This is a genomic window from Lewinella sp. (assembly GCF_050633125.1).
In the GTDB taxonomy this organism is placed as follows: Bacteria; Bacteroidota; Bacteroidia; order Chitinophagales; family Saprospiraceae; genus Lewinella.
The window spans coordinates 93,417-117,915 of the sequence record NZ_JBOEFX010000020.1; the positions used below are offsets into that span (position 1 = coordinate 93,417).

Below are 24,499 nucleotides of genomic sequence, written 5' to 3' on the forward strand. Positions count from 1 at the left end.
CTATAAACGATGGTGACGACTTTTTTGAGCGTAGCAATAGCTTCTAGTTCATCGTAGTAAGAACAATTGATGGGGATGTAATTGGTCATCAGGAGGATAAATTGATTTACCTTCTAAAACCAATTAACCAAAAGAATAGTTGATATGTTGATTTGTTTTGTCCTGTTACCAACCTACCAACCTACCATCAAACCAGCTAACCATCCAACTATGAGAAAGACCATAGCCCTACTCGGGGCGGGTTGGCTCGGAGAGCCACTTGCACATCGTTTGCTTCAGCTCGGTTATACCGTGAAAGTGGCGACTACCAATAAGGAAAAAGCTACTCGTTTGCGGAACCTAGGCTGGGATGCCTACCTTTTGGAACTTCATTCAGATCACATCAGCGGCGAGGTGGAAGGTTTTTTTGCTGCCGATCAACTTGTTCTGACCGTCCCTCCCGGTGGTCGTCGAGATCTAGACGTTGTGAATACTTATCCCGCTAAAATCCAGCAGGCTTTACAAGCAGCTCAGGCTGGTGGCATCCGGCAAGTCCTGTTCACGAGTAGTACTGGGATTTATGGCAAACAGCAAGGTGTGGTTACGGAAGATAGCCCCCTACAACCTGCTACCGCCTCGGGTAAAGCGCTTGTAAAGGTGGAACGTTTATTGAGAGAAAGTTATACCAACCAAGCTACCATTCTACGCCTGGCGGGATTAGTAGGAGGGAGCCGCCAGCCAGGTCGCTGGTTTGCCGGAAAGGAAGAGGTGCCGGGCGGCGAACAGTTAATAAACCTCGTCCATCAAGAGGATGTGCTTGCTGTTATGGAGCGGATTCTTATTGATGCTCATTGGGGTGATACCCTGAATATTTGTGCGAATGAACATCCCACAAAAGCTGACTTTTATCCTTTAGCCAGCAAAGCCATCGGGCTTGTCGCTCCAACATTTGTTGTAGACACGGAGAAGTCGCAAGGGAAAATTATCGACAATACACGGGGTAAGACCCTTTTGGATTTTACGTATCGATATCCTGATCCATCAAGTTTTCCGTTTGAGGAAAGGGGCTAAATTAGCCTTGATCGTATGATCGCCTTGGTACGATTAGCCCCGCTGACGGTGTGATTGCATTGGTACGATTGGGGCTTTGGAAGCTAGATCACGCTTTGCTCAACGTATAATCGCACTGGTACGATTACCCCTTAAGTACGCTGTGCTCAAAGTCGGAAATCGGAGTTCGGAAAGTATTGACGCACCCAAATTCGCACTTCGCACAAAAAAAACGCACTTCGCACCGAATTCGCACCCAAAAAACTAGACCCCCACTTTCCGCTGCCGTCGTACTGCCAGAATATTCAACACCAACATTGCTACGAACAGAAAGAGGACAAAGGCCATCCCGAATCGTAGCCCTTGCCAATCGCTGAGGAGTCCAATCACCGGAGGGCCTACTAAAAAACCTGCATAACCAATACTGGTAACCATACTAATGCCTACACCAGGTGATAAACCCGAAATATTACCGGCGGTACTGTAAGCAATAGGTACGATCGTTGCCAGCCCGATGCCCACCAGAAAGAAGCCCAAAATACCTGTCCAAATAACGGGCCATACCAGTGCTAAGCTGAGACCTGTAATAGCAACAATAGCACTACCTTGTACTAAGCGACTATCGCCCAGTCGTTGGCGGGCACCATCACCAAGGAACCTTCCTATCATCATTGCAGTAGAGAAGGCCACTAGACCTAGTGGCGACCAGTCGCGGTCTGCTAAGCTTACTTTCTCTAGGTAAATGGTGGTCCAATCGGCCATCGCGCCTTCTCCTAACATACAGCAGAACGCGATCAGGCCAAGAGAAAGAAGGGCTGGGTGCAATAGGATGTTTTGACTAGGTTGATCTTCTTGTTCTTGGCCGACCTTTCGGAGGTCAGGAATGAGGAAATGCCTTACGCGTGAAGCGACCAGCAAGCTTATGGCCATGACGATCAGCAAGTGAAGAAAAAAAGAAACTTCAAAGTAGGTGAACAAAGCACCACTACCTGCTCCTAGCATCATTCCAGCACTAAAGATGGCATGAAATGAAGACATTATGGGTTTGCGTAGCTGCTGTTCTACCAACACTGCTTGGGCGTTCATCGCTACGTCGAGTGAGCCGCTTGTTGCGCCAATTGCAAAAAGGACAATCCAAAGGGTGTAAATATTAGGCGTAACAGGGATCAAAGGAATGAAGAGGCAAAATAAAAACAGCATGACTGTAGTAATCCGGTGGCTGCCTGTCTTAACAATGACTTTGCCTGTTAATGGCATCGCTACCAAGGCACCAATGCTACTTGCAAGGAGTACCAGCCCCAACTGGCCATGATCCAGCTGGTAGATTTCTTGTAAGCGGGGCAGTCTAGCGACCCAATTAGCATATAAAAAACCATTTACTGCAAAAATTAGCGCTACAGCAGCACGGCTTTTTTGTACATCACTCCAGGCCATTGTTGATTCTTGTTTTGTATATGTTGGCAATATTAAGCCTAATCGCTTACAAGCAACAAGCCTTAGATTGACCGATACTGATGCTCATTTGATAGGAAAGCAAAAAAATCCCGGATCACCATTTCAGGTAACCCGGGATTTAAGGAACAGCACGAAAANNTTTTAACTATTTGAAAAACTTGGAGAAAATCGCGTTTTATTTTCTGCGCAATACTAAGAAGAAAAGCATCAGCATTAGATGCCTAGATTATTCTTATTTATTCGTCCACTCAGCAATAGAACTTTCATTCATGCGAACGTAGTCGTCATTACCAGCTTCTTTGGCCATAGCCAAAGAGCGCTTAGCAGCAGCGATAGCCTCTTGGGTGCGATCCAAATCGGCAAGAATCAATGCTTCACGACGAACCATCCAGAACCCAGGATTTTCACCAGAAGTTGCTTTTTGGATAAACTCAAGCGCCAATGCATTGTCAGTACCACTGTCGTGTAGGTAGCTGGCAGCAGCGTAGTAGTCGTTGGTAGAAGGGCCAGCAGTCATCCGCTTGATGTCAGCCATTACCAGTTCGTGTACTTCTACTTCTACAGGTACGCTCACCATGGTGTTCGCCCACATGAAGTCAATAGTAGCACCATTGCTTGTAACATTATTTACGCCGATGGTGAAAGATTCTACTGGCATAGCAGTTTTGGTGGTAGGAACCATAAATTTAGCAGCAGCTTCTTTCTCGGTATAACTGTTCCAGCTACGACCTTCGTAAGGATATAGCATGAAAGTCCAGTCCTTAGCATTAGGAACAGTAAGCAAAGCATAGTCACCAGCTTTTACAGCTTCGCCACCTACTTTAGCGTCTTGGCCGAAGGTGATTTTCGTAGCGCCGTTGGCACCAGTACGCCAGATTTTACCGAAAGGTACTAATCCGTCAGCAGCAAAGATCGTACGACCTTTCATCGCAGGGCGAGAATAGTCGACCATGATTTCTGTTAAACCAACAGCTTGAGTGATTTGCGCACCTGGGCTAGCAGCTGGCGTAGAAATTTGAGCAAAAGAGCTCACCGTAAGTGCAAGGGCAAAAACGTTTAATAACAGTTTTTTCATTCTAATTCGTTTTAATTGGAATTGGATAATTCTACCTTTGGACAATCCAAAGATCTAATTGTTCGCGAAATTAAGGAAATCCTGCTGCTTTCGTGTAGTTACACTTAATAATGAGTTGTTAAATTAAAGCAGCGAATCAAAATAGTTGAATTAATGACCATAGCAATCATTGCCCACGATGGGAAAAAAGCCGATATGGTAGGTTTTATTAAGGATCATATTCATTTGCTAAAGCAACATAAAATTAACCTCATCGCAACGGGAACTACCGGTTCTCATGTTGAAAATGCAGGACTGGAAGTGGAACGAATGCAAAGTGGCCCTTACGGAGGGGATGCCCAGATTGCGAGCCGTTTGGTCGAGAAGCAAGTGGATATGGTTATTTTTTTTCGCGACCCTCTTGGTAAACATCCGCACGAAGTAGATGTTAATATGCTGATGCGGTTGTGCGATGTTCATAATATTCCATTGGCTACCAATATTGCTGCTGCTACCTTGTTCATGAAGAATTTATAAAGTCAAGCTTATGCGGTTATTACTCTTTTTTTCGCTTTTATGCCTGGATATGCCGTTGGCAGAAGTACACGAATTTCATGTTAGTCGTGCCAGAATCGCATACGCTGCTGATGCACAGGAATGGCAAATAAGCCTTCATGTTTTTATTGATGATTTGGAAAAAGCGTTAGCAGATAAAGGAGTCGATGACTTATTTATGGGGACAGCCAAGGAAGAGCCCAAGGCCGAGGAATACCTGGAGACTTATTTGCGGCGCTATTTTAAGTTGTTTAATGGAGAACAACAGCTCCAATGGGAATGGCTGGGCAAAGAGACCAGTGATGACCTAACCGCTTTCTGGATTTACCTCTATATTCCTGATGCTCGACCGGATCAACCACTAAGGGTGCAAAACAAGATTTTGCTTGATATGTACAGCGATCAGCAAAATATGGTTCAGGTGAGAGGAGCAAAAGGAATCCTCAAAAACTATCTTTTTTATCAGGATTATTGGGAAGAAGAAATTAAGCCCTAGCGCTGAGCATCCATCAATTCAAAATTTATGCGCTGGTTATTCATTTTACCAATACGGTTTTACCAATATGCAATATCTCCATTGCTGGGGCCGCGTTGTCGCTTTAAGCCTACTTGCTCTCATTATGCAGTAGAGGCAATTGAAGAATGGGGCGTACTGAAAGGTGGCTGGTTGGCCCTTAAACGCATAGGTAAATGCCATCCCTGGGGCCCCTGGGGCTATGACCCTGTGCCTAAAAAAACAGGTAAAGAGGAAGAGAAAGTGTTAAAAAACGAGAAATAGACCTGACAATCTTGTGACAAAGCGTTAAGATATGGTGAAAAGGAATGGAGAAGTTCTTACTTTTAAGGCTTCAAGGTATTTTCACAATCATTTTTGAAAATCATTTTTTTGCTTTCTCTGCGGACAAACCCAACCTTTCTTGATCTGGTGTGCGTCTAAGCGAATAGTGATTGCGCTTAAATTTCCTCTAAACCTCAATCCTCAAATCCTCAGGTATTATGAAAAATTTTATTTACTTATCGCTTTTTGCTGTCTTGGCCATCGGCCTAAGCAGCTGTGTTTCTGATGACGTTGAAGTACGGGAAGAATTCTACTACCCCGAAGAACTGGCAATGTTGCAACAAACACTTGACCTGCCGGAAAAACCGCTAGATTATAATGTTGTTTTACCTCAGCACCTTTCTAGTAGCGGTTTGTTTGCACGTAATATCAATAAAGACATGGCTACCCTTGGGCGAGTTCTCTTTTACGATAAAGCACTTTCTTCTACCGGAGAAGTATCCTGTGCTAGTTGCCATAAACAAGAATTAGCCTTTTCTGATAACAAAATATCCAGTGATGGAGTTGATGGCGAAACCGAACGGAATAGCCTTGCATTAGGCTCTGTTGCCAGTTTTGCCGCTTACTATGGTCTTGATATATTCGGGACCTTTGGCGTGCCATTTATGTGGGACAATCGTTTTGGAACAGCCCGTGAGCAAGCGAAAGCCGCTTTCACCAGTGAGGTAGAAATGGGGCTGACTATAGACGAGCTAGTGAATAATATTGAAAATCGAGCGTTTTATCAGCCTCTTTTCCGCCGTGCTTTCGGTAGCACCCAGGTAACAGAGGAGCGTATCTTGTCTGCGGTAGCAGAATTCGTAGATGGCCTAGGAACGTTTGATTCTAAATTTGACCGCGCTGCGGAAAAGTCAACCGATGGTTTCAACATGGAAGTCAATTTCTCAGATTTTACTGCTGCTGAAAACCGGGGCAAGGAAATTTATCTTGAAAGCTGCGCAGGCTGTCACAGTTCAGTATTCGGCCGGCCGGTGATGAATGCAGCTAACAATGGTTTGGAAATGCAGTACCAAGATGAAGGAATTGGTGGTTTTACTAATATTACTTCTGACCAGTATACTTTTAAAGTTCCAACCTTACGCAACGTCGCCCAATCAGCTCCTTACATGCACGATGGCCGTTTTGCAACCCTGGAAGAAGTCGTAGACTTCTACAGCGATAACGTTGCTGATCACCCAAAGCTGCATGAGTTTCTTCGCGACGAGAGTGGCCAACCAATGCGCCTAAACCTCAGCAGCCAAGACAAAGCAGCCTTAGTATCCTTCCTGGAAACATTGACGGATATTGATTACCTACAAGAAGTACGCTACAGCGACCCCTTCAAGTAGAGACTTTGCACCGCAACGTCTAATAATGTAAAAATAAATAGTCCCGTATTTGGCCTTTAAGCCGGATATGGGACTACTGTTTAAGGACTAGTGACCAACAACAATCAACCATCAACAATCACCCCCCCATACTCACCCCCCGCTTACAATTACGCGTCCTTACAATGGCCGATGCTCCCGCTATATTTACCCTTCATACAGATGTAGAAGTGCAGCGCTACCTTTCGCGCGAACTTATGAAGTCACCATTGGACAGTCGTTTGTTTATTGAAAAAATAGAAAAGGGTATAGACCAAGGCCGTTGGTTTTATTGGGGTATTGTGTTTAAAGAGGCTCCAGAGAATATTATCGGAACGGTTTGTTTATGGCAGTTTTCCGAAGATGGGGAAACAGCAGAGCTCGGATATGATTTACTACCTAGCTTCCAGCGCAAAGGAATCATGACCGAAACCGTAGCCGCTATATTGAGTTTTGCCAAAGAAAATACAGTACTCACGGAGGTGCAGGCAATGGTTCGAGCAGATAATATAGCGTCTTTAAGTTTATTGAAAAAAATGAACTTTTCTTACACTCGAAACCTCAGCGAAGAAGAGAAGTTTGCCAAAGAGCAAGGGCAAGAAATAAGGATTTACCACAAAGCGGTGTAGAAATTGTATTTTGGCGGACTAAAGCCAACTACTAAACCTATGCGCTATTGTTTCCTATTACTATTTTTTGGTGGACAATTATTCAGCCAACAATTCTCGGCTACAGAAATTGCACGTTGGGAAGCCCGTGCTGCTCAGGCAGAAATCATCCGTGATGAATGGGGAATCCCTCACATTTATGCTCCTACAGATGCTGATGCCGTATTCGGAATGCTCTATGCGCAGTGCGAAGACGACTTTCCCAGAGTAGAACGTAATTACCTGGAAGCTACCGGGCAAATGGCTTTGGCATTCGGCGAAGAACACCTCTATCATGATCTCCGCGCTCGGATGTGGATGGATTCTACCAGTGCAAAGACTCACTATAACAATGCGCCAGAGTGGCTACAAGCACTCTGTGATGCTTTTGCCGATGGCATAAATTTCTACTTGCATACCCATCCTAAAGAGCAGCCTTTATGGATCAATAAATTTGAACCATGGATGCCCTTCACCTTCACCGAGGGAAGTATCGGGCCAGATATTACAAGGGTTTCACTCAATGATATTGCCGCTTTTTATGGCGACGAGAGCATAGGACTTCAGGAGCCTGACTACCCTGATTCTCCAACAAATCTGGCGCCAACCACAGGCTCTAACGGGTTTGCTGTCGGTAAAAACCTGGTTAGTGAGGGAAACTCATTATTGTTAATCAACCCGCACGTTACCTTTCACTATCGCTCGGAGCAGCATGTCAATAGCGACGAAGGGCTAGCTTCTTACGGCGCAGTGACTTGGGGGCAGTTTTTTGTATACCAGGGATTCAATGAAAAGTGTGGATGGATGCATACCTCCAGCTGGGCTGATGCTATCGACCAATACCTGGAAGAAGTCAAACAAGGAGACGATGGTAAGTATTACTATCAATACGGCACCGAGGAGCGAGCGGTGGAACAAAAAGAAGTGAGTATTCCTTATCGCGATGGAAAGGAAATCAAATCGCGCTCTTTTACCATCTACCGTACACATCATGGCCCAATTGTAGGGAAAAAGGACGGTAAGTGGATTGCCTACCGAATGATGGATCGCCCGCTTGATGCACTGACCCAGGATTTTCTTCGTACAAAAACCAAAGGCTACGCCAGCTTTAAAAAGACGATGAAAATTCGTACCAACTCTTCCAATAACACGGTCTTTGCCGACTACAAAGGAAATATTGCCTATTGGCATGGCAATTATTTGCCAAAACGAAACCCTGAATACGATTACAGCGGCTATGTTGATGGTAGCGACCCCGAACAAGATTGGCAAGGTCTACACACGCCAGGGCAGATGATTCGTTTGCGGAATCCCAAAACCAACTGGTTACAAAACTGCAACTCTACACCTTTTACCGCTGCTGCTTCTGAGAGCCCTGATCCAGAAAAATATCCCGCTTACGCCGCTCCTGACAAGGATAATTTCCGAAGTATCCATGCCAATAATTTGCTGGCAAGTAGGTCCAATTACACCTTGGATAGCCTCATTAAAGTAGCAAATGACCCTCACCTTGTAGCCTTTGATCGCTTGGTTCCTCTGCTGGAAGAAGCCTTTGAAAATGCAGGCAACGATCAAGACCGCCAACTGGTTTCTGCTTACATGACCTTAAAAACCTGGGATCGCAATTACGGCGTGTCCTCGGTAGCTACCTCTTTGGCCATCCTTTGGGCGGAAAAGGTATTAGAATTGGCTTATCAACAAACGCCTGAAGAGGCTCGTAAGGAAACGCTCTTTGATGCCTGGATCAAAGATTATGTGACGGATGAACAAATGGTGACTGCCTTAGAAGAGGTTGTGGCACAATTAGAACGTGATTTCGGGAACTGGCAAACACCCTGGGGATTAATCAATCGGTACCAAAGACTGAGCAATGCTATTGATCCGACTTTCGACGACTTACGGCCAAGCCTACCAGTAGGTTTTACTTCCTCTCGTTGGGGCGCAATTGCTGCAATAGAATCACAAACCTACGAAGGCAGTAAACGACGGTACGGGCTCCATGGCAATAGCTTTGTAGCAGTAATTTCATTTGGTAAGAGGCTCCGCGCGAAGGCCATTGTTACGGGGGGGCAATCGGGACACATGCGTTCTCCTCATTTTGATGACCAGTCTAAAGCTTTTTGTAATCAGGAATTTCGCGATGTTTATTTCTACCGACCAGAGGTGGAAGCACAGGCCGTAGAAACTTACCATCCAGGAGAGAAGAGACAAGCTTTTTAAGAAAAGTTCGTGCCTGCTAGAACAAGTCTACTCCATTAAAAGAACTGAAAAATATGAATTGTCCGCGTTGTAAAGTGAGTATGCAACTGGAGACCATTAAGGAGAAAAATTACCAGTTGGAGATCGACCGTTGCCCACAATGCGACGGTATTTGGTTGGATTTTGAAGAAATGAAAAAACTCGAATCCATCGTAGAACCGGTAGCTTGGGAAGTACGACAAATCCCTCCTCAGGTAGATCAACTGATTGGCTTGTATTGCCCCCGGTGCCCCGATTCTCCTTTACTGATTAAAGCCGACCACCCCCGCGATCGACATGTAATTATCGACTATTGCAAAAAATGCCAAGGCACTTGGCTTGATCCTGGTGAACTAACGGCCATCCAACAGGAGCACTTTCTAATTTCCCTCTACCACTTTATTCGCGATTTAGGTCATTAAGTAACATTCACCCGTCTGATGATCCAACGAAGGAGGCGTGGGAAAAACCGCTGTATATAAATGGTGAGGAGTTCTTTGCCACCAATGAGTGCTTCTTCCTTTTCGGCAGCAATGGCCTTGAGTGCTTTGTGCGCAAATTCATTTGGAGAAAGCCCATTTGCCGTAGATTCTGCCTTGACCTTATTGGGGCTACCGTCTCCGGTGAGGGCATTAATGGTAACATTGGTATTGACGTAGCCGGGGCAAATTATGCAAATCCCTACACCTTCCTCTTTGACCTCGGCCCGTAGGCATTCAAAGAAACCGTGGAGTGCGTGCTTAGAAGCAGCATAGGCCGAGCGGAGCGGTGTACCTATTTTGCCCATTACACTGCTGATGACCACGATTTGTCCGAAGTGCTGGTGCAGCATCGTGGGTAAAACCGCTTTGGTTACAGCCACCGTCCCCATAAAATTGACATTCATGACCTGTTGGTCAACGCTAAACGCAGTGTCGCGCACCAGCGAGCGCTGTGAAATGCCGGCATTGTTGACCAAAATATTTAAATAACCAAAACGATCAATAATTTTTGCGGCCACTTCAGGGACTAAGTCAAAGTTGGCAACATCCAATGGGGCTATCATTACTTTGTCTGGGTAGGCACAAGCATTACGAACCTTCTCCAGGGCCTCCTGATTACGAGCCGAGATGGCCACAAATGCACCTTCTTGTGAAAATGCGTAAGCAAGGGCTTCTCCTATTCCGGAGGATGCTCCCGTTATCCAGACGACTTTTTCCTTAAATTTCATAATCAATAAGCTTTAGTTCAGGTCGCGTACAAAAGGTTACAACAAGTTTGCTTCCTTTGCCCTCCTTTTATGAGGCCAAAAGTAAGGAAGTTGTTTTAGAACATAGCATTATGAACCCAAACGAATGGGAAGCTATGCTTGTTTAACAAAAAGTGGGGAACATACTATTTTCCGGAAAGACAGATGCCGGATTTTGAAGATGGTATCTTAAAATTAAGGTATGTTTGACAATACTTCCACTATTTTTGAAAAAAAATAAGCGTTAAGCAGATGAAAAAGATAACACTCGTTAGGCATGCAAAATCGAGTTGGTCTGATTTGAGCCTTCGTGACCACGATCGCCCTTTGAATGGACGAGGCCGCCGTGATGCTCCTTTTATGGCTAAAATGATGGCTAGCAAAGGTTGGGCACCGGATGCACTGGTGAGTAGCACGGCTAAGCGGGCTTTTACCACTGCTAGTCATTTTGCTCAGGCCTTGGGCCAAGAACCAGGGGCCATAGTCAAGGAAGAGCGTATCTATGAATCGGACAGTGCAACCATTATCCACCTGATCAGCAACTTAAAGGAAGAGTGGGAGCATGTCGTCTTTTTTGGGCATAACCCTACGTTTACCAATGTGGCCAATCTTTTTTATAAAGATGATTATCTCAGCAACCTACCTACCTGTGGGATCGTTGAGATAGAAGACACTCAAGCCGTAAACTGGTCTGATTTTGCACCTCCGACAGCGATTGTCACTACTATACATTTTCCAAAACAGTATTTCTAAGGAACAGCACGAAAATAAAACACGATTTTGACTTTCATAATAGTTAATCAAGCGGTTCATTTTAAGCGGGTTAACTATTTGAAAGTCTTATGAAATCTCGAAGAAGCAGCGAAGCTAAATCGTGTTTTATTTTCTGCGCAATACTAAAAGATGAGTATTCGATTAATTATATCGGTTTTTACCCTAGCCGTGCTAGTGGCCTCCTGTGGGAAAGAGGAAGAGTTACCTCCACCGATTCCGCAGGACCAGCTCACTGAAATTCTTGCAGAAGCACTAATTCTGGAACCTGCCGGACGGGAGATGCCTTATCTTGTACAAGACAGCATTTATAAACAGTATTATACTTTGATTCTTGGGGAGAAAGGTTATACCATGGAAGAATTTATAAGTAGTATGCAATGGTTGCAGAAGGAACCCAAACGACTGGAAGAGACGTATACTAAGGTGTTGGAACACATCCAAATCATCGAAACTGAAGCGAATAACTGATTTGAATTATGTTTAGCTAAATACTTGTTTAATAATAATTTAACATAGCATGGCCCCCATTGGCAGGGCAAAGCTTTACTTTTGCCATTGAACTAGTAAAGACCTAATGGAAACGGCAAAGATTTTAGTGGTTGATGATGAACCGGATATCCTCGAATTTTTACAGTATAACCTGGAGAAAGAAGGGTTTTCGGTCGTGACAGCTTCAGATGGTGAAGCAGGTATCCAAATGGCAGAACAGGAAAGTCCTGATTTGATCATCCTCGACATTATGATGCCCAAAATGGATGGGGTAGAAGTGTGCAGAGTCCTGCGGTCACGACCGCAGTTTGCACAAACGGTAATTGCCTTCCTCACCGCTAGGGAGGAAGACTTCTCGCAAATTGCTGCACTCGAAACCGGTGGTGATGACTACATCACCAAGCCTATCCGGCCCCGCGTTTTTCTGAGCCGTATCCGTGCTTTATTGCGTAGATCTGAACGTAGTGAAAAAGAGGATGTGGAAAATATCATCCAGATAGGTGACTTGGCCATTGATCGTGATCGAATCTTGGTACAGCGAGGAGAAGAAACAATTGAGCTGGCCAAAAAAGAATTTGAGCTGCTCAATTTATTAGTCTCCAAGCCTGGTAAGGTTTTTTCAAGAGAAGAGATTTTCAATAAAGTATGGGGAACAGATGTGATTGTTGGCAACCGTACCATTGATGTCCACATTCGTAAATTGCGCGAAAAAATCGGCGACCATTACATCAAGACCATAAAAGGAATTGGTTACAAATTCGAATTTTAAGGAACAGTACTTAGGAAAAATCGAACTTTACTTTCTGCGCAATAAACGGACATGCTTAAAAACTCAACGCCTCAACAAATAGCACTTTTTGTGGCCTTCCTGATTACAGCAGGGGGCAGCACTTGCTTTGTACTTACACTACTAGCGGTAGGAGCCTTTGATATACAACTCATTTGGCTGATTTTTCCATTGGCCTTGTTTGGTATTTCCTATGCAGTAACCATCTATTTTCTTAAGAATTATATCTACAGGAAAATTAAGCTGATCTACAAAACGATCCACCGACAAAAGGTGTCTTCATCGGACAAAAGCCATTCGGTAGATGTTCAGACCAATATACTTGAGGATGTAGAAAAGGAAGTTAGCGACTGGGCGATGTTACAAGAAGCTGAGATCGCAAAGTACAAATCATGGGCAGAGTATCGTCGTAAATTCATTGGCGACATCTCGCATGAGTTGAAAACACCTATTTTTAATATCCAGGGATACCTCCATACTTTACTGGATGGCGGAATGGAGGACGAGACGATCAACCTCAAGTTTCTCCAGAAAGCTGCTAAGAATGTAGAACGCCTCTATACCATTGTCGAGGATTTGAGTGCAATTTCCCGCCTTGAAACCGGAGAGTTGATTTTGGAAATGCAGGTGTTCGATATCCGGGAATTAGCGCTGGAAGTGATAGAAGAACTTGAGTTTAAAGCCAGAGAAAATGAGTTGCTTTTGGAACTCAAAAGTGGTGCTGACCAGAGTTTTAGAGTGCGTGCAGATCGGGAAAGTATCCGACAGGTACTGGTAAATTTGGTAGATAACAGTATCAAATACGGCAAAGATAAGGGAAGTACAAAGTTGGGCTTCTATGATATGGATAAATACATCCTCGTAGAAGTTGCAGACAACGGTATTGGTATCCCCAAAGAGCATTTGCCACACGTTTTCGATCGTTTCTATCGAGTCGACAAAAGCCGCTCACGTTTGCGCGGAGGTTCTGGCTTGGGCCTAGCTATCGTCAAGCACATCATGGAAGCGCACAAGCAGACCATCAATGTGAGAAGTACTGCCGACTTGGGCTCTACTTTTGGATTTACCTTGGAGAAAGCGTAAAGCTCTAAGCTGGAAAGGACTAAAACAACCGCTTCCGCTGGAAATACCAGGCGACCAACAAGCTCAATACCACGGAAGAACCGATAATAAAAACGCTGGTATAGCTACTATCCTGCGCTGGCAGAGGTACGTTCATGCCATAAAAACTGGCAATCAGTGTGGGCACCATCAATATAATAGTGATAAGCGTGAGGCGGCGGATCGTAAGGTTCAGGTTGTTGGAGATAATGCTGCCGTAAGCATCCATTGTTCCGTTGAGGATATTGGTGTAGACGTTGGCCATTTCCAAAGCCTGGCTGTTGTCAATAATGATATCCTCGAAGAGATCGTTTTTGTCTTCGTTGGTTCTGATTTGGAGAAAATCAGTACGCTTCATCTTCATCTTCAACAGTTCGTTGGCACTGAGGGAATTCATGAAGTAAACCAGTGATTTTTCGATACTCAATAATTCCACCAGCTGTTTGTTTTGGCTGGAATCATAAAGCTCTTTCTCGATCATGTTCCGCCGCAGGTTCAACTTCTTCAGGCAGGTCAAGAATCGAAACACATTCTGCTCCATGATCTGTAAAACGAAGGCCGATTCATCACTGGGATTGAAATGCTTGATCTTGTTGTCAAGAAATAACTGCAAAACCGGATTTTCAAAAGAAGTAATGGTAAGCAGATAATCAGGAATAAGGATAATACCTACCGGCACGGTAATGTAAACAGCGTCATTGTCTTCTTTTACACCGTTTAGCACAGGCGTATTCAATACAATAAGTCGTACATCTTCTTCGCGCTCATAGCGAGAACGTTCGTCAATATCCAGCGAATCGGTCAGGAAGTCAAGCGGGAAATCAAATAGAATAGCCACCTCTTCGAGTTCCTCGTGGGTAAACGGAGGTTCGATGTTTACCCAGCAACCTGGTTTCGGTTCATCGAGCTCACGTAAGCGACCATCTTCTTTGATTAAATAACGGATCATAAGGCTTTTTTCAGCAGGTGTAAATCTACAATAAAAATAGGCGGCTCCCTAATTTTCCTCCTTCTCTGACAATTTTTGTGGTCAAGCTAAAGTGAAAAGGTTAAGCGACTGATAAGGAGCGTTATTTTTACTTTCGATCGACTCAAAAAACGAAAAATACCAGAGAATCATTTTCTCTTTTGCAACTGCTCTGCAAAATAGCGGTAATACGGCAAGTCTGCCGGCCCCGCCGGCCCCCAGTGAGTCGTATGACCTTGCTGAATACGCCAATAGTCAGCAATGAGGTCTGCTTGTTGTTCGGGGTTGAAGTCTTCGAGGCGTGCTTGTAGCCTGGCCCAGTTGGCAACGCGTGGAGCACCGCCGTAGTTGTAACCCTCTTCACTGAATTGAGCCCGTAAGGCACGCGGAATGTAAACACTGCCCCAGTGTTGGAATTGCCACACGTGTACCATTTCATGGATGAGTAGCCCCGGCCCCATACGGCCCCAGGCATTGATAGTGTAGAAGCTGACGTAGCAAATTTTCCATTGCGGTGGGCCCAGGTAAGCGCGCTCATCAATCCGTACTCGGTCATAGTCCAGGCTTTCGCCGAAAATAGGGTAGAGCAGCACACGCTCGGCATCCAAAAGGGGGCGACTTCGCCACTTGATAAAATCCTGTAAGGTTTCGTAGAACTCGGGAATAGCCAATAAGTCAAGCAAATAATGGAAGACTTCTACCCACCAGTGTACATCTGACCAACAAAAGCGCAGAATGTGCTGTCCCAGACGTTTACCCCGCAGTGGCACCCAGCGGATAGCATGCTGTAAACGAAGGTAAGCAGTGGATAATTTAGTATGAAGCATGAATGAAAACCTGAGGCTATTTAGAAATTTGCACCTGATTGATTATAGCAAAATGTATCTACTTGAGAAACACTTGAAAGAACCTCTGCGTCTCCGCGCGATACAAACCATTTCGGCGACTAGTCGATGTTTAAAACCTTGTGGGTTTGCAGGCTCATCCGCCATTGAGGATGTTGGAGGCAGTAATCCACGGTAGCCTGGATATTGGCTGCCTGTTCGGGCGAATCCATCGGCTGGAGGAAGAAATGTGTAAAAGTAAGGTCTTTAAATAGCTCAGGTTCTGCCCCAGGCTGGGGATAAACAAGCTTGAGTTCATGTCCTTCGGTGAGTACAATGTCGGCACCAGCTTTAGGGCTTACACAAATCCAGTCCAAGCCTGCTGGTGCAGGCTTGGTGCCGTTGGTTTCTACGGCTACCTCAAAGCCACTCTCATGTAATGCTTCAATCAATGCTTCATCGAGTTGCAGAAGGGGTTCTCCTCCTGTGCATACGACATAAGGCTTACCACCTCCAGGCCATAGGCTAGCTATTTTTTCAGACAGCTCAGTAGCAGAATATCGCCCACCGTTTTTGCCGTCCGTTCCCCAGAAGTCGGTATCGCAGAACTGGCAAATGGCTTTGTGGCGATCTTCCTCGCGGCCACTCCATAAATTGCAGCCCGTAAAGCGGCAAAAGACCGCCGGGCGACCCGTTTGCGCGCCTTCTCCCTGTAGGGTATAGTATATCTCTTTGATCTTGTACAATTCCATTCCGCAAAGGTAGTTATTTATAAAATCGTAACCTTATTTTGTGCAAAAGACAAAAGGATTGACAACAAGATGAAATCACCGCAATTAGACAAGGTTACCATACCCACACTCTTACTTGATGTTGACCGCTGCCGGGCTAATATCCAGGAAATGAGCAAAAAAGCAGCCCGCTCCAATACATTCTTTCGCCCTCATTTTAAGACGCACCAATCCCTGGCGATTGGGCAATGGTTCAAAGCGGCTGGTGTCACCGCAATCACAGTCTCTTCTCTACAAATGGCGGAATATTTTGCCCCTGAGTGGGACGACATCACGGTGGCCTTCCCCGTCAATATTTTGGAGATAGATCGAATCAATCGCCTTGCCAGAAAGGTTAAATTGAATATTTTGGTCGAACACACCGAAAGTTTGTGTTTCCTGAACGAGCATTTAACAGCACCAGTGGGCTATTTTGTAAAAATAGATGTTGGTTACGGCCGGACAGGTCTTCCTCCTCAAGCCCATCAGCGAATAGAGGAGTTGTTGACTTTTGCTTCTTCGGTGAACCTAAACTTTAAAGGATTTTTAGCCCATGCGGGACATACCTATGGCTGCCGGTCAGAAGCCGACATTTTAGCGATTCATGAGCAGAGTCGTAAAACCATGGTGGCTTTAAAGGAAAAATATCAATCTAGGTTTCGGGAATTAGTTATTTCCTTGGGAGATACGCCTAGTTGTAGTGTTGCCGAGGATTTTGCAGAGATTGATGAAATTCGCCCAGGCAACTTTGTTTTTTACGACCTCACGCAGGCTCGAATTGGTTCCAATACAACAGATCAGATAGCTGTAGCCATGGCTTGTCCTGTAGTCGCTCGGCATCCGGAACGCAACGAGTTGGTGGTCTATGGTGGTGGTGTACATCTTTCAAAAGATCGAATGGACGGAGAACCAGAAGGAACCATTTTTGGAAGAATAGCTCGATCAACGGAAAAAGGCTGGGGCGACCTCATTGCAGGAATGTACCTGCGCAGCCTTTCGCAAGAACATGGCATAATCAAAGGGCCTTCTGCCGAAATAGAGCAATACCAAGTAGGGGATGTCGTTTTGGTGCTACCGGTGCATTCATGTATGGCTGCCAATGCGATGAAGGAGTACCTCACCTTGGAAGGGCAATGGATAGAACGACTCTAATAAACAGACTGGATGCCTCGCTGCTTTACTCTGTACTTTTCTTACCTTTGCTAGCTTTCTGGAAACAGTGAGTATCATTGTTGCGTTTAGGTAAATATTGACGAACAGCACCAGAAGACCCCAAAGCAAATTTTATGCAATTTATATACCCGACATTTTTATGGGCGCTACTGGCTTTAGCGATTCCCATTATTATTCACCTGTTCTATTTTCGACGCTTTAAGCGGGTACTTTTCACGAATGTTAAGTTCCTGAAAGAAGTAAAGGAAGAGACCAGTATGCGATCGCGTTTGCGCAATTTGCTGGTGCTGGCATTGCGACTACTGGCCTTGGCGTTTTTGGTGTTTGCCTTTGCGCAACCGTTTATTCCGCAAAACCAGGAAGTTAAAACAGGGGCCAAGTCGGTAAGTGTATTTGTCGATAATTCCTTTAGTATGAGCGCGCTCAGCCAGGATGTGCCGCTATTGGAAAAAGCAAAACAACGAGCACGCGATGTTGTCAGAGCCTTTAATGTAGAGGACCGCTTCCAGATTCTGAGCAACGATTTTGCAGGCCGCAACCAACGATTGGTAGGGCAGGAAGAAGCTTTGGCACTCATTGATGAAATTACTATTGGCCCTGCTGTACGCAATTTATCGACGGTAACAGCGCGCCAGCAGCAAGCGTTAAACACCGGGCAGGCCGACAATCAGGCGATCTACCTGATCTCCGATTTTCAAAGAAATATAACCGATCTAGAAGATTGGCAGGACAGTACTGTAGACATGACCCTGGTGCCACTACAGACCGTGCAGGAGCGCAATGTCGGTTTGGATTCAGCGTGGTTTGAAGCACCGGTACCATTGTTAAATCAAAACAACCGCCTCCTGGTAAGGATCAAAAATTACAGCGACGAAGACTTGGATAATGTCCGACTTAGCGTGCGCTACAACGGCCAGGAAAAACCAGAAGGCGTACTTAGTATTCCGGCCCGTAGTACCCTCGTAGATTCTGTTAATATCAATATAAATCAGCCTGGCTGGCAAGATGTAACGCTGAGTATCACGGATTACCCTGTACAGTTTGATGATCAGTATCATCTTAGCTTCCGGGTAGCCGAAAAGATCAAAGTACTCGTACTAGCGCCGGGTACCAACAACCGCTTCCTGCGAGCGGCGCTGGAAGGCCTAGGCATTTTTGCAGCTGACTTTCGTTCTAGTCAGGCGATTGACTACAGCAGTTTGAGTACCTACCAGATGATCATCATGGAAGGTCTGCCAAGTATCTCTAGCGGCTTGTCCAATGAGCTACAGGCTTACGCCCAACAAGGAGGTAATCTATTAGTTTTCCCGGCGCGGAATGCCGATTTGGGCAGCTACCGCAGCTTCCTGACGCCGTTTCCGGCCAACGAACTCCGTGAATTTGATGAAACGCCTCGGACAGTGGGTACGATCAACACCGAAGAGTTTATTTTCAATGATGTCTTCGAAAATCGTTCAGCGAGCTTGCGTTTGCCTACCACCCAAGGCAACTTCCCGCTGACCAGCTATGGTGGTCGCCAAGAGGAGGCATTGATGAGCTACCGCGATGGATCTACCTACCTGGCGAAGTACCGCTCAGGCTTAGGCCATCTCTATTTGCTGGCAAGCCCCATCGACGAAGGAGCCAACGATCTGGTACAAAATGCCGAAGTTTTTGTACCCATGCTCTACAAGATGGCTATCTCAGCGGGTACTGCTCGCCCCTTGGCCTACACCATCGGTGAAGATGAAGTCGTGGAGACCATCCATCAGGTAAACGCCGGAGAGTTGGTGTATAAGCTCCGAGGCAGCGGCGAAGAATTTATCCCCGAGCAAAGAATTGTAGGCGCCAAAGTCTTTTTAGGCATTGATGAGCAGCTTTCAGAAGCTGGGTTTTACGAATTGTTTCTGAATGAAGAAAGTCCGCTGGATCATTTTGCGTTCAATTACAGCCGCCAGGAATCATCCTTGGATTACTACAACGCTGATGACCTACAAGCTCAGGTGGGCGACCGGGTAGACCTCATTGATACAGCTGATGACAATGCTATTGCGACAGAAATCGAAGAACGTAGTCAAGGCATTGTACTTTGGCGCTGGTGCTTGATACTGGCCTTGATTTGGCTGGCCCTGGAAGTATTGGTACTGAGGTTTTGGAAAGTCTGATAAGGAAGTAATTACTGTTCTATGCAACGTAAGACCTACTTGTTTCTGGTGTTAATGCTTACACTACTGCTCTTGTGGTGGCGTTTCCCTGACTTTTTCTCCACTCAAACGAATCAGCGTTTTATTGAGCCTTGGGGTGATGGTTACAAGGCCTATCACGCCATATTTTTTCATGCTGAGCACGATTCCACGCTTTCCCATTACAATGGGATGAACTATCCCTACGGCGAGCACGTCGTACCAGGGGCTTGCCAGCCCTTGTTTTCCAACGGCATAAAAGTATTAGCTGGTATGGGGATCAATTTGATCCCTTACGAGCGTGGCTTACTCCATAGTTTTTTAATATTGGGCTTGGTGCTTTGCGCTCTCTTCTTATACCTGCTCTTTGTTCGACTTAAATTGCCACCTTGGTACAGTCTACTCTTAGCAATAGGTATTACTTTTCTGGCGCCGCAAGTGGATCGGATGGTTTCTCATTACGGTTTGGCGCATCCGGAATTACTACCAATGGTCTTTTACTTTTTACTGCGTTGGCACGAAAAACAACATTGGAAATGGAGCCTGGGATTGGGTGCTGTAGTCTTGACCTATTCGCTCATCCACTTTTATTATTTTGCTATCCTCACCTTCGCGATTGTTGGATGGGTAGGGGTACGCTGGTTGCTACAGCGCGACTGGAAAGCAACGCCTGCTTACTTGGGGCACGGACTACTGATGTTGGGCTGGCCGCTGATGTTTTTCTATGCCTGGATGCTCTATCCCGACCCAATAACAGATCGTAACCCGGTACCCTGGGGATTTTTTCATTATCGGAGTAGGCTCACGGGCGTATTCACAGATATGTCGCAACCGCATTGGCAATTTATTGACCGGCACCTTACCCACGTCAATGTGCCGGATATGGAAGCGAAAGCCTATATCGGCTTAGTGGCAGCCTTCTTTCTGCTCTTCTTTATCATCAAAGGCCTAAAGCAGAAACTGCGCACTTGGCCATTAGCCACCACTGTTTCCCATGAGTATTTTTTGAAATACTTGCTGATCAGCGGGATTCTTATTCTCGTTTTTGCCAGTGGGATACCGTTTATTTTCCCTTACGGGGAAAAACTGCTTAAATACACTGGGCCGATCCAGCAATTTAGGTCGATTGGTCGATTTGCGTGGATATTCTTTTACGCTGCCAACATTTGTACATTTTATTACCTCTACCAATGGTCACACACGGCCCGGAAAGAGGGGATGAAATGGGCCTTACTACTGCTACCGTTGGGTATCCTTTTGTTTGAAAGCTATAATTACAACTGGGCCAAGCCGATAGCATTAGATGAGGTAGAAAATTGGGAAGAAGGCGAATACTTTACGGACCGCCCGATAGATTATGAACGCTACCAAGCCTGTGTACCCATTCCATACTTCAACATTGGTTCAGGAAACTTTTGGTGGGAACCAACGGGATGGATCAGCCAAAAGCCGCATACGCTGAGTATGCAGACGGGATTGCCCCTTACTTCGGCTATGCTGACCAGAACGTCCCTTAGCCAAACACTGAATCAGTTACAGCTGGTAACAGAACCCTACCGTTTACCGAAAATTTTTGAAGACCTGCCCAATGATAAACCACTCTTGCTCTTTTGGGACAATGTGCGTGTTCACGAGCACGGCGAGAAGTTTATACACCTGAATAAGGAAACGACCTTGCTTTACGCTAACGATTGGCTACACCTTTATGAATTGCCATTAGAGAGCTTTGAGAAGCGTATTGAAAATAAAGTCCTGGGGGTAAAAGCTGCATTGGATACCATGTCTATAGTTTACAATGGTTGGCAAAGTAATGACTCTCTCGCACAGTGGTACTACGATGATTTTAAGGATAAATCAGCCAGTGGTGCCTATTTTGGCGCCGGAGAATTCGCTGGCGAAATGGGTTACTGGAATCGCCTGCTAGACACCACATGGGTGACGGATTATACCGGCGATCTTACCATTTCTTTCTGGCAGTACCTCAATAGTGATCGCTCCGCACGAACTACAATTACTTGGACGGAGTACGATGCCCAAACCGGTGCCGAGCTTTTTAAGCAAGAGCGAATCAGCAGACAGAATGTGCAGGTAATGGACGACCAAGGCTGGGGCTTGATCGAGTTTACTCTACCTCGCCAGCAAACCAACAGCAGGATAGAATTGATTATCACCAACAAGGATAAAAAGACCGGCTCTCTACGTGTCGACGAGCTCCTGATTAGGCCTGCTACTGCAAATGTGGGGCGTAGATCTGCAAATGGATGGTGGTACAATAATCGCTGGTATCCGAAATCACTGCTGAAATAGGTTACGAATTAGTAGTCTTCTTTTATTGAACCACATAAGTTACTATACCTGGCACTAAGTGGAAATGTCCCAAACCATTTAGTAACGGGTATATAAGCACATAGTAAGTGCTTGTATTGAGACACTAACATGATCTTGTTCGTGGTGTGGTTGCACCTCCGCTGCTAACGCTGTCCCGCCAGCCATCGCTGATATGCCGCTTTCCCTTTTGCGAAACCGCTACCTGTAGCATAAAAATGGTGAGAGCCATCATTGGCATCTACATTGAGTACATAAAAAAGATAGTCGGTTTGTGCAGGTTTTAGCGCCGCTTCAAAAGCAGATTTACTGGCGGAGCTGATCGGGCCAGGAGGCAAGCCGTACACTTTGCGCGTATTGTAGGGGTGATCTACTTCCACGTCGCTTTTGTGAATGATACCATCCCAGCGACCGAGTAACTTGGCAATGTAGACATTGGTAGCATCAATCCCTAGTGGGATACCCTGTTCCAGACGATTGTAAATAACGGAAGCTACCAGTGGCCGTTCAGTATCTACTTTTGATTCGTTTTCAATAAGGCTTGCAATGATGATGATTTCTCGCTTGGTTCTCCCCATGTTTTGGGCCAACTCATCCCATTCGGGTTGCCAGATGGTTTTAAACTGTTGGACCATTTTGGTAATGACAGCCTTTGGGTGCGTACCCAGTTCAAATTGGTAGGTTGTAGGATAAAGATAGCCTTCCAGGTTTTTTGCCTTAGGGTCAATTTCTTTAATGAGGCTAACATCGTCCATCATGGCGAAGACATCCTTTTCGCTTACAGGTGGTTCTACTGGAAACTGAGCTGCTACGCGCTTTGCAATCTCAAAGCGGGTCCAGCCTTCAGGGATCGTAAGCGTTTTGGTACGTCTTTTCCCGTCCTTTAGTTGATCGAGAACTTCCAATGGGCTGATCGGAGAGGGGAACAAGTAATCACCAGCTTCCAGCTTAGCGTCTGGCTTAAAGAATCGCAAATAAATTTTGGTAGCCGTAGGTGCTTGTATTACGCCATGCCCTCCCAATACCTCAATAATACGGCTGGAAGCTGAACCTTGTTCAATAGTGATGTATTCTGCGTCATTGTCATGCGTTACAGCGGTGTGCAAAGCATTGTTTAACCAATAGGCGAATCCCCCGGCACAGAGGGCAGCCAGCAAGAAAAAAACTATAAGTAGACGGCCAAATTTCATTTTCGCATCCTTTTTTGGACCCCAAAGGTGAATAAAATCCTGAAAGTTTGGAGGCCATTGAGTTATATTCCTAAAAAAGCAGCTTCAATCGTAAACGATCAAAGCTGCTTTTTCTTGCAGAAATGGAGGTTTTTCAGGAATACTCAAACCTCACATTTTACTTTTCATTCCCACTCTCATAGTACTCTTCCTCGGTCACCAAGTTGATGGTCGTCCCTTGTTTCAGTTCTCTAGCGACAGCTGCGTAAGGGCCGGTAACGACCTGTGCACCCGCAGTCAGGCCTTTTTTAATTTGGATAAACTCGTCATCCTGTAGGCCAGTCTGAACTTCTACCATTTGTACGGAATCCCCTTCGATTAAAAAGACGACTTCCAGAAGATCGTCTTGTGAAGGGTCATCAGTTTTGTCCTCGTCCTCTCTTTCCCGAGTGGTTACGGCTTGGATTGGAACTGTAATTACGCCCTCGTCTCGCCGGGTGTAAATATCTACAGAAGCAGACATGCCGGGGCGGAAAGGGTAAGGCTTCGTAGGAGAGATCAAGTCAGCATAAGAAGAAGGATCGATTCGGATACGTACTTCAAAGTTGGTGACCTGATCGCTGGTGAGGTTGTTTTCTGCGAGGGCGGCCGTCGTTGAAGAGCTTGCTACCTGGTAAACCGTACCTTTAAATTTACGGTCTACGTACGCATCAACTTCTACATCAACGGTATTGCCGACACTTACGCGGGGAATATCATTTTCACTCACCTCCACCCTTACTTCCATAGCGTCCAGGTTGGCGATACGCATCATTTCTGTACCCGTCATTTGAATGGTACCTACTACGCGTTCTCCTTGTTCAACGTTTAGCATCGAAACCACACCATCAACTGGTGCATAGATGGTTGTTCTGCGTAAGCTGGTGCGTAGTTCTTCCAGTGTTGCTTCAGAGCTTTTTACATTAAACCCGGCGGCAGTTGCAGCTTCTTCCGAAGAACGCTGATTGGCTTTAGCTGATGCCAAATTGGCCTCTAGTGACCGTAAATTGGATAACGAAGCCTGAAAATCTGCTTCTGAAACCACTCCTTCTTTGTATAAACCGTCATTACGGGTGTGGATCTCACGTGCATTTTGAAGCTGAGCCTCGATCTGTGCCACCTGGGCTTTAGACGCCTCAATTTGAGAGCGAGAATTTGCCTGACTAGCCTTGGCACTGTTTACAGTAGCTACGCCACGCTGTACCTGCGACTGGTAAGTGTCGGGGTCAATTTTTGCCAATAGCTGGCCCGCAGTGACAGAATCACCTTCTTCAACAAGAAGTTCTACAATTTCTCCAGATACATCAGAACTGATCTTGACTTCTGTTTGAGGGAAGATCTTACCACTAGCTGAAACTGTTTCCTGAATGGTTCGGGTAGTGGCTTCTTCTGTAAATACTTTGGTACCTTCTGGTTCACGATTAGCAAACGTTAAGGCACTAACGGCAATAATAGCAGCAACCAGTAGGCCTATATAAAGCCAGCGGCGATTCTTCTTAGGAGGAGTGGACATGGATAGTTTTTTAAGT

General features: G+C 45.6%; 23 protein-coding genes. 15 read left to right on the forward strand and 8 right to left on the reverse strand.

Annotated features, from left to right (window positions below; translation table 11 throughout):
* The first annotated feature begins 210 nt into the window (after window positions 1-210).
* Window positions 211-1,050, forward strand: coding sequence for an NAD-dependent epimerase/dehydratase family protein (locus ACRBG0_RS05300; protein ID WP_431485859.1), 840 nt, complete (start codon window positions 211-213; stop codon window positions 1,048-1,050).
* A 243-nt stretch (window positions 1,051-1,293) separates the two neighbouring features.
* On the opposite strand, the gene ACRBG0_RS05305 is transcribed toward ACRBG0_RS05300, so the two are convergent.
* The gene (locus ACRBG0_RS05305) at window positions 1,294-2,463 is read right to left on the reverse strand and encodes an MFS transporter (RefSeq protein WP_431485860.1); all 1,170 of its coding nucleotides are present in this window, start codon (window positions 2,461-2,463) and stop codon (window positions 1,294-1,296) included.
* Window positions 2,464-2,716: 253 nt separating this feature from the next.
* Window positions 2,717-3,559 (reverse strand): DUF2911 domain-containing protein, encoded by an 843-nt coding sequence (locus ACRBG0_RS05310; RefSeq protein ID WP_431485861.1) that lies wholly within the window; start codon window positions 3,557-3,559, stop codon window positions 2,717-2,719.
* A 153-nt stretch (window positions 3,560-3,712) separates the two neighbouring features.
* Here ACRBG0_RS05310 and ACRBG0_RS05315 point away from each other — a divergent pair, with 153 nt between their 5' ends.
* The 7 genes from ACRBG0_RS05315 (at window position 3,713) to ACRBG0_RS05345 (ending at window position 9,584) form a co-directional block, all read left to right on the forward strand.
* Window positions 3,713-4,075, forward strand: a complete 363-nt coding sequence (locus ACRBG0_RS05315; protein ID WP_020534660.1) for a methylglyoxal synthase — start codon at window positions 3,713-3,715, stop codon at window positions 4,073-4,075.
* A gap of 10 nt (window positions 4,076-4,085) precedes the next feature.
* Window positions 4,086-4,589, forward strand: a complete 504-nt coding sequence (locus ACRBG0_RS05320) for a DUF6702 family protein (RefSeq protein ID WP_431485862.1) — start codon at window positions 4,086-4,088, stop codon at window positions 4,587-4,589.
* Between the two features lie 27 nt (window positions 4,590-4,616).
* The gene (gene yidD, locus ACRBG0_RS05325; protein WP_431485863.1) at window positions 4,617-4,871 is read left to right on the forward strand and encodes a membrane protein insertion efficiency factor YidD; all 255 of its coding nucleotides are present in this window, start codon (window positions 4,617-4,619) and stop codon (window positions 4,869-4,871) included.
* A gap of 218 nt (window positions 4,872-5,089) precedes the next feature.
* Complete coding sequence (locus tag ACRBG0_RS05330) at window positions 5,090-6,259, forward strand: cytochrome-c peroxidase (RefSeq protein ID WP_431485864.1); 1,170 nt, start codon at window positions 5,090-5,092, stop codon at window positions 6,257-6,259.
* Between the two features lie 128 nt (window positions 6,260-6,387).
* Window positions 6,388-6,906 carry a GNAT family N-acetyltransferase gene (locus ACRBG0_RS05335; protein ID WP_431485886.1) on the forward strand — a complete coding sequence of 173 codons (519 nt, stop codon included), beginning with the start codon at window positions 6,388-6,390 and terminating at the stop codon, window positions 6,904-6,906.
* Window positions 6,907-6,945: 39 nt separating this feature from the next.
* Window positions 6,946-9,144, forward strand: coding sequence for a penicillin acylase family protein (locus tag ACRBG0_RS05340; protein ID WP_431485865.1), 2,199 nt, complete (start codon window positions 6,946-6,948; stop codon window positions 9,142-9,144).
* Between the two features lie 53 nt (window positions 9,145-9,197).
* Window positions 9,198-9,584 carry a zf-TFIIB domain-containing protein gene (locus ACRBG0_RS05345; protein WP_431485866.1) on the forward strand — a complete coding sequence of 129 codons (387 nt, stop codon included), beginning with the start codon at window positions 9,198-9,200 and terminating at the stop codon, window positions 9,582-9,584.
* Here ACRBG0_RS05345 and ACRBG0_RS05350 read toward each other — a convergent pair.
* On the reverse strand, window positions 9,581-10,372 hold the full coding sequence (locus tag ACRBG0_RS05350) for an SDR family oxidoreductase (RefSeq protein ID WP_431485867.1): 792 nt from the start codon (window positions 10,370-10,372) through the stop codon (window positions 9,581-9,583). The two genes, ACRBG0_RS05345 and ACRBG0_RS05350, sit on opposite strands and share 4 nt — an antisense overlap.
* 270 nt (window positions 10,373-10,642) lie before the next feature.
* On the opposite strand from ACRBG0_RS05350, the gene ACRBG0_RS05355 reads away from it, so the two are divergent.
* The 4 genes from ACRBG0_RS05355 to ACRBG0_RS05370 all read left to right on the forward strand — a co-directional run bounded on the left by ACRBG0_RS05355 (window position 10,643) and on the right by ACRBG0_RS05370 (window position 13,523).
* Window positions 10,643-11,143 carry a SixA phosphatase family protein gene (locus ACRBG0_RS05355; RefSeq protein ID WP_431485868.1) on the forward strand — a complete coding sequence of 167 codons (501 nt, stop codon included), beginning with the start codon at window positions 10,643-10,645 and terminating at the stop codon, window positions 11,141-11,143.
* A 150-nt stretch (window positions 11,144-11,293) separates the two neighbouring features.
* Window positions 11,294-11,632 carry a DUF4296 domain-containing protein gene (locus ACRBG0_RS05360; RefSeq protein ID WP_431485869.1) on the forward strand — a complete coding sequence of 113 codons (339 nt, stop codon included), beginning with the start codon at window positions 11,294-11,296 and terminating at the stop codon, window positions 11,630-11,632.
* 106 nt (window positions 11,633-11,738) lie between these two features.
* Window positions 11,739-12,422: a response regulator transcription factor gene (locus ACRBG0_RS05365; RefSeq protein WP_431485870.1), complete on the forward strand. Its 684-nt coding sequence runs from the start codon at window positions 11,739-11,741 to the stop codon at window positions 12,420-12,422.
* Window positions 12,423-12,473: 51 nt separating this feature from the next.
* A complete protein-coding gene (locus tag ACRBG0_RS05370) occupies window positions 12,474-13,523 on the forward strand; it encodes a sensor histidine kinase (protein ID WP_431485871.1) in 1,050 nt (349 codons plus the stop codon).
* Window positions 13,524-13,542: 19 nt separating this feature from the next.
* On the opposite strand, the gene ACRBG0_RS05375 is transcribed toward ACRBG0_RS05370, so the two are convergent.
* The 3 genes from ACRBG0_RS05375 to queE all read right to left on the reverse strand — a co-directional run bounded on the left by ACRBG0_RS05375 (window position 13,543) and on the right by queE (window position 16,084).
* Complete coding sequence (locus ACRBG0_RS05375) at window positions 13,543-14,490, reverse strand: magnesium transporter CorA family protein (RefSeq protein ID WP_431485872.1); 948 nt, start codon at window positions 14,488-14,490, stop codon at window positions 13,543-13,545.
* A gap of 167 nt (window positions 14,491-14,657) precedes the next feature.
* Window positions 14,658-15,335 (reverse strand): hypothetical protein, encoded by a 678-nt coding sequence (locus ACRBG0_RS05380; protein WP_431485873.1) that lies wholly within the window; start codon window positions 15,333-15,335, stop codon window positions 14,658-14,660.
* Between the two features lie 119 nt (window positions 15,336-15,454).
* Window positions 15,455-16,084 (reverse strand): 7-carboxy-7-deazaguanine synthase, encoded by a 630-nt coding sequence (gene queE, locus ACRBG0_RS05385; protein ID WP_431485874.1) that lies wholly within the window; start codon window positions 16,082-16,084, stop codon window positions 15,455-15,457.
* A 69-nt stretch (window positions 16,085-16,153) separates the two neighbouring features.
* Here queE and ACRBG0_RS05390 point away from each other — a divergent pair, with 69 nt between their 5' ends.
* The 3 genes from ACRBG0_RS05390 (at window position 16,154) to ACRBG0_RS05400 (ending at window position 21,744) form a co-directional block, all read left to right on the forward strand.
* Complete coding sequence (locus ACRBG0_RS05390) at window positions 16,154-17,254, forward strand: alanine racemase (RefSeq protein WP_431485875.1); 1,101 nt, start codon at window positions 16,154-16,156, stop codon at window positions 17,252-17,254.
* A gap of 134 nt (window positions 17,255-17,388) precedes the next feature.
* Entirely contained in the window at window positions 17,389-19,419 is a 2,031-nt protein-coding gene (locus ACRBG0_RS05395) for a BatA domain-containing protein (RefSeq protein WP_431485876.1), read from the forward strand.
* A 21-nt stretch (window positions 19,420-19,440) separates the two neighbouring features.
* Entirely contained in the window at window positions 19,441-21,744 is a 2,304-nt protein-coding gene (locus tag ACRBG0_RS05400; RefSeq protein WP_431485877.1) for a hypothetical protein, read from the forward strand.
* Between the two features lie 164 nt (window positions 21,745-21,908).
* Here ACRBG0_RS05400 and mltG read toward each other — a convergent pair whose 3' ends face one another.
* A complete protein-coding gene (gene mltG / locus ACRBG0_RS05405) occupies window positions 21,909-22,952 on the reverse strand; it encodes an endolytic transglycosylase MltG (protein WP_431485878.1) in 1,044 nt (347 codons plus the stop codon).
* A gap of 157 nt (window positions 22,953-23,109) precedes the next feature.
* On the reverse strand, window positions 23,110-24,483 hold the full coding sequence (locus ACRBG0_RS05410) for an HlyD family secretion protein (protein WP_431485879.1): 1,374 nt from the start codon (window positions 24,481-24,483) through the stop codon (window positions 23,110-23,112).
* Between the last annotated feature and the right edge of the window lie 16 nt (window positions 24,484-24,499).

Coding starts and splice junctions, on each gene's coding strand:
- ACRBG0_RS05300 (WP_431485859.1), top strand. CDS start 211: ATGAGAAAGACCATAGCCCTACTCGGGGCGGGTTGGCTCGGAGAGCCA.
- ACRBG0_RS05305 (WP_431485860.1), bottom strand. CDS start 2,463: ATGGCCTGGAGTGATGTACAAAAAAGCCGTGCTGCTGTAGCGCTAATT.
- ACRBG0_RS05310 (WP_431485861.1), bottom strand. CDS start 3,559: ATGAAAAAACTGTTATTAAACGTTTTTGCCCTTGCACTTACGGTGAGC.
- ACRBG0_RS05315 (WP_020534660.1), top strand. CDS start 3,713: ATGACCATAGCAATCATTGCCCACGATGGGAAAAAAGCCGATATGGTA.
- ACRBG0_RS05320 (WP_431485862.1), top strand. CDS start 4,086: ATGCGGTTATTACTCTTTTTTTCGCTTTTATGCCTGGATATGCCGTTG.
- yidD (WP_431485863.1), top strand. CDS start 4,617: ATGCGCTGGTTATTCATTTTACCAATACGGTTTTACCAATATGCAATA.
- ACRBG0_RS05330 (WP_431485864.1), top strand. CDS start 5,090: ATGAAAAATTTTATTTACTTATCGCTTTTTGCTGTCTTGGCCATCGGC.
- ACRBG0_RS05340 (WP_431485865.1), top strand. CDS start 6,946: ATGCGCTATTGTTTCCTATTACTATTTTTTGGTGGACAATTATTCAGC.
- ACRBG0_RS05345 (WP_431485866.1), top strand. CDS start 9,198: ATGAATTGTCCGCGTTGTAAAGTGAGTATGCAACTGGAGACCATTAAG.
- ACRBG0_RS05350 (WP_431485867.1), bottom strand. CDS start 10,372: ATGAAATTTAAGGAAAAAGTCGTCTGGATAACGGGAGCATCCTCCGGA.
- ACRBG0_RS05355 (WP_431485868.1), top strand. CDS start 10,643: ATGAAAAAGATAACACTCGTTAGGCATGCAAAATCGAGTTGGTCTGAT.
- ACRBG0_RS05360 (WP_431485869.1), top strand. CDS start 11,294: ATGAGTATTCGATTAATTATATCGGTTTTTACCCTAGCCGTGCTAGTG.
- ACRBG0_RS05365 (WP_431485870.1), top strand. CDS start 11,739: ATGGAAACGGCAAAGATTTTAGTGGTTGATGATGAACCGGATATCCTC.
- ACRBG0_RS05370 (WP_431485871.1), top strand. CDS start 12,474: ATGCTTAAAAACTCAACGCCTCAACAAATAGCACTTTTTGTGGCCTTC.
- ACRBG0_RS05375 (WP_431485872.1), bottom strand. CDS start 14,490: ATGATCCGTTATTTAATCAAAGAAGATGGTCGCTTACGTGAGCTCGAT.
- ACRBG0_RS05380 (WP_431485873.1), bottom strand. CDS start 15,335: ATGCTTCATACTAAATTATCCACTGCTTACCTTCGTTTACAGCATGCT.
- queE (WP_431485874.1), bottom strand. CDS start 16,084: ATGGAATTGTACAAGATCAAAGAGATATACTATACCCTACAGGGAGAA.
- ACRBG0_RS05390 (WP_431485875.1), top strand. CDS start 16,154: ATGAAATCACCGCAATTAGACAAGGTTACCATACCCACACTCTTACTT.
- ACRBG0_RS05395 (WP_431485876.1), top strand. CDS start 17,389: ATGCAATTTATATACCCGACATTTTTATGGGCGCTACTGGCTTTAGCG.
- ACRBG0_RS05400 (WP_431485877.1), top strand. CDS start 19,441: ATGCAACGTAAGACCTACTTGTTTCTGGTGTTAATGCTTACACTACTG.
- mltG (WP_431485878.1), bottom strand. CDS start 22,952: ATGAAATTTGGCCGTCTACTTATAGTTTTTTTCTTGCTGGCTGCCCTC.
- ACRBG0_RS05410 (WP_431485879.1), bottom strand. CDS start 24,483: ATGTCCACTCCTCCTAAGAAGAATCGCCGCTGGCTTTATATAGGCCTA.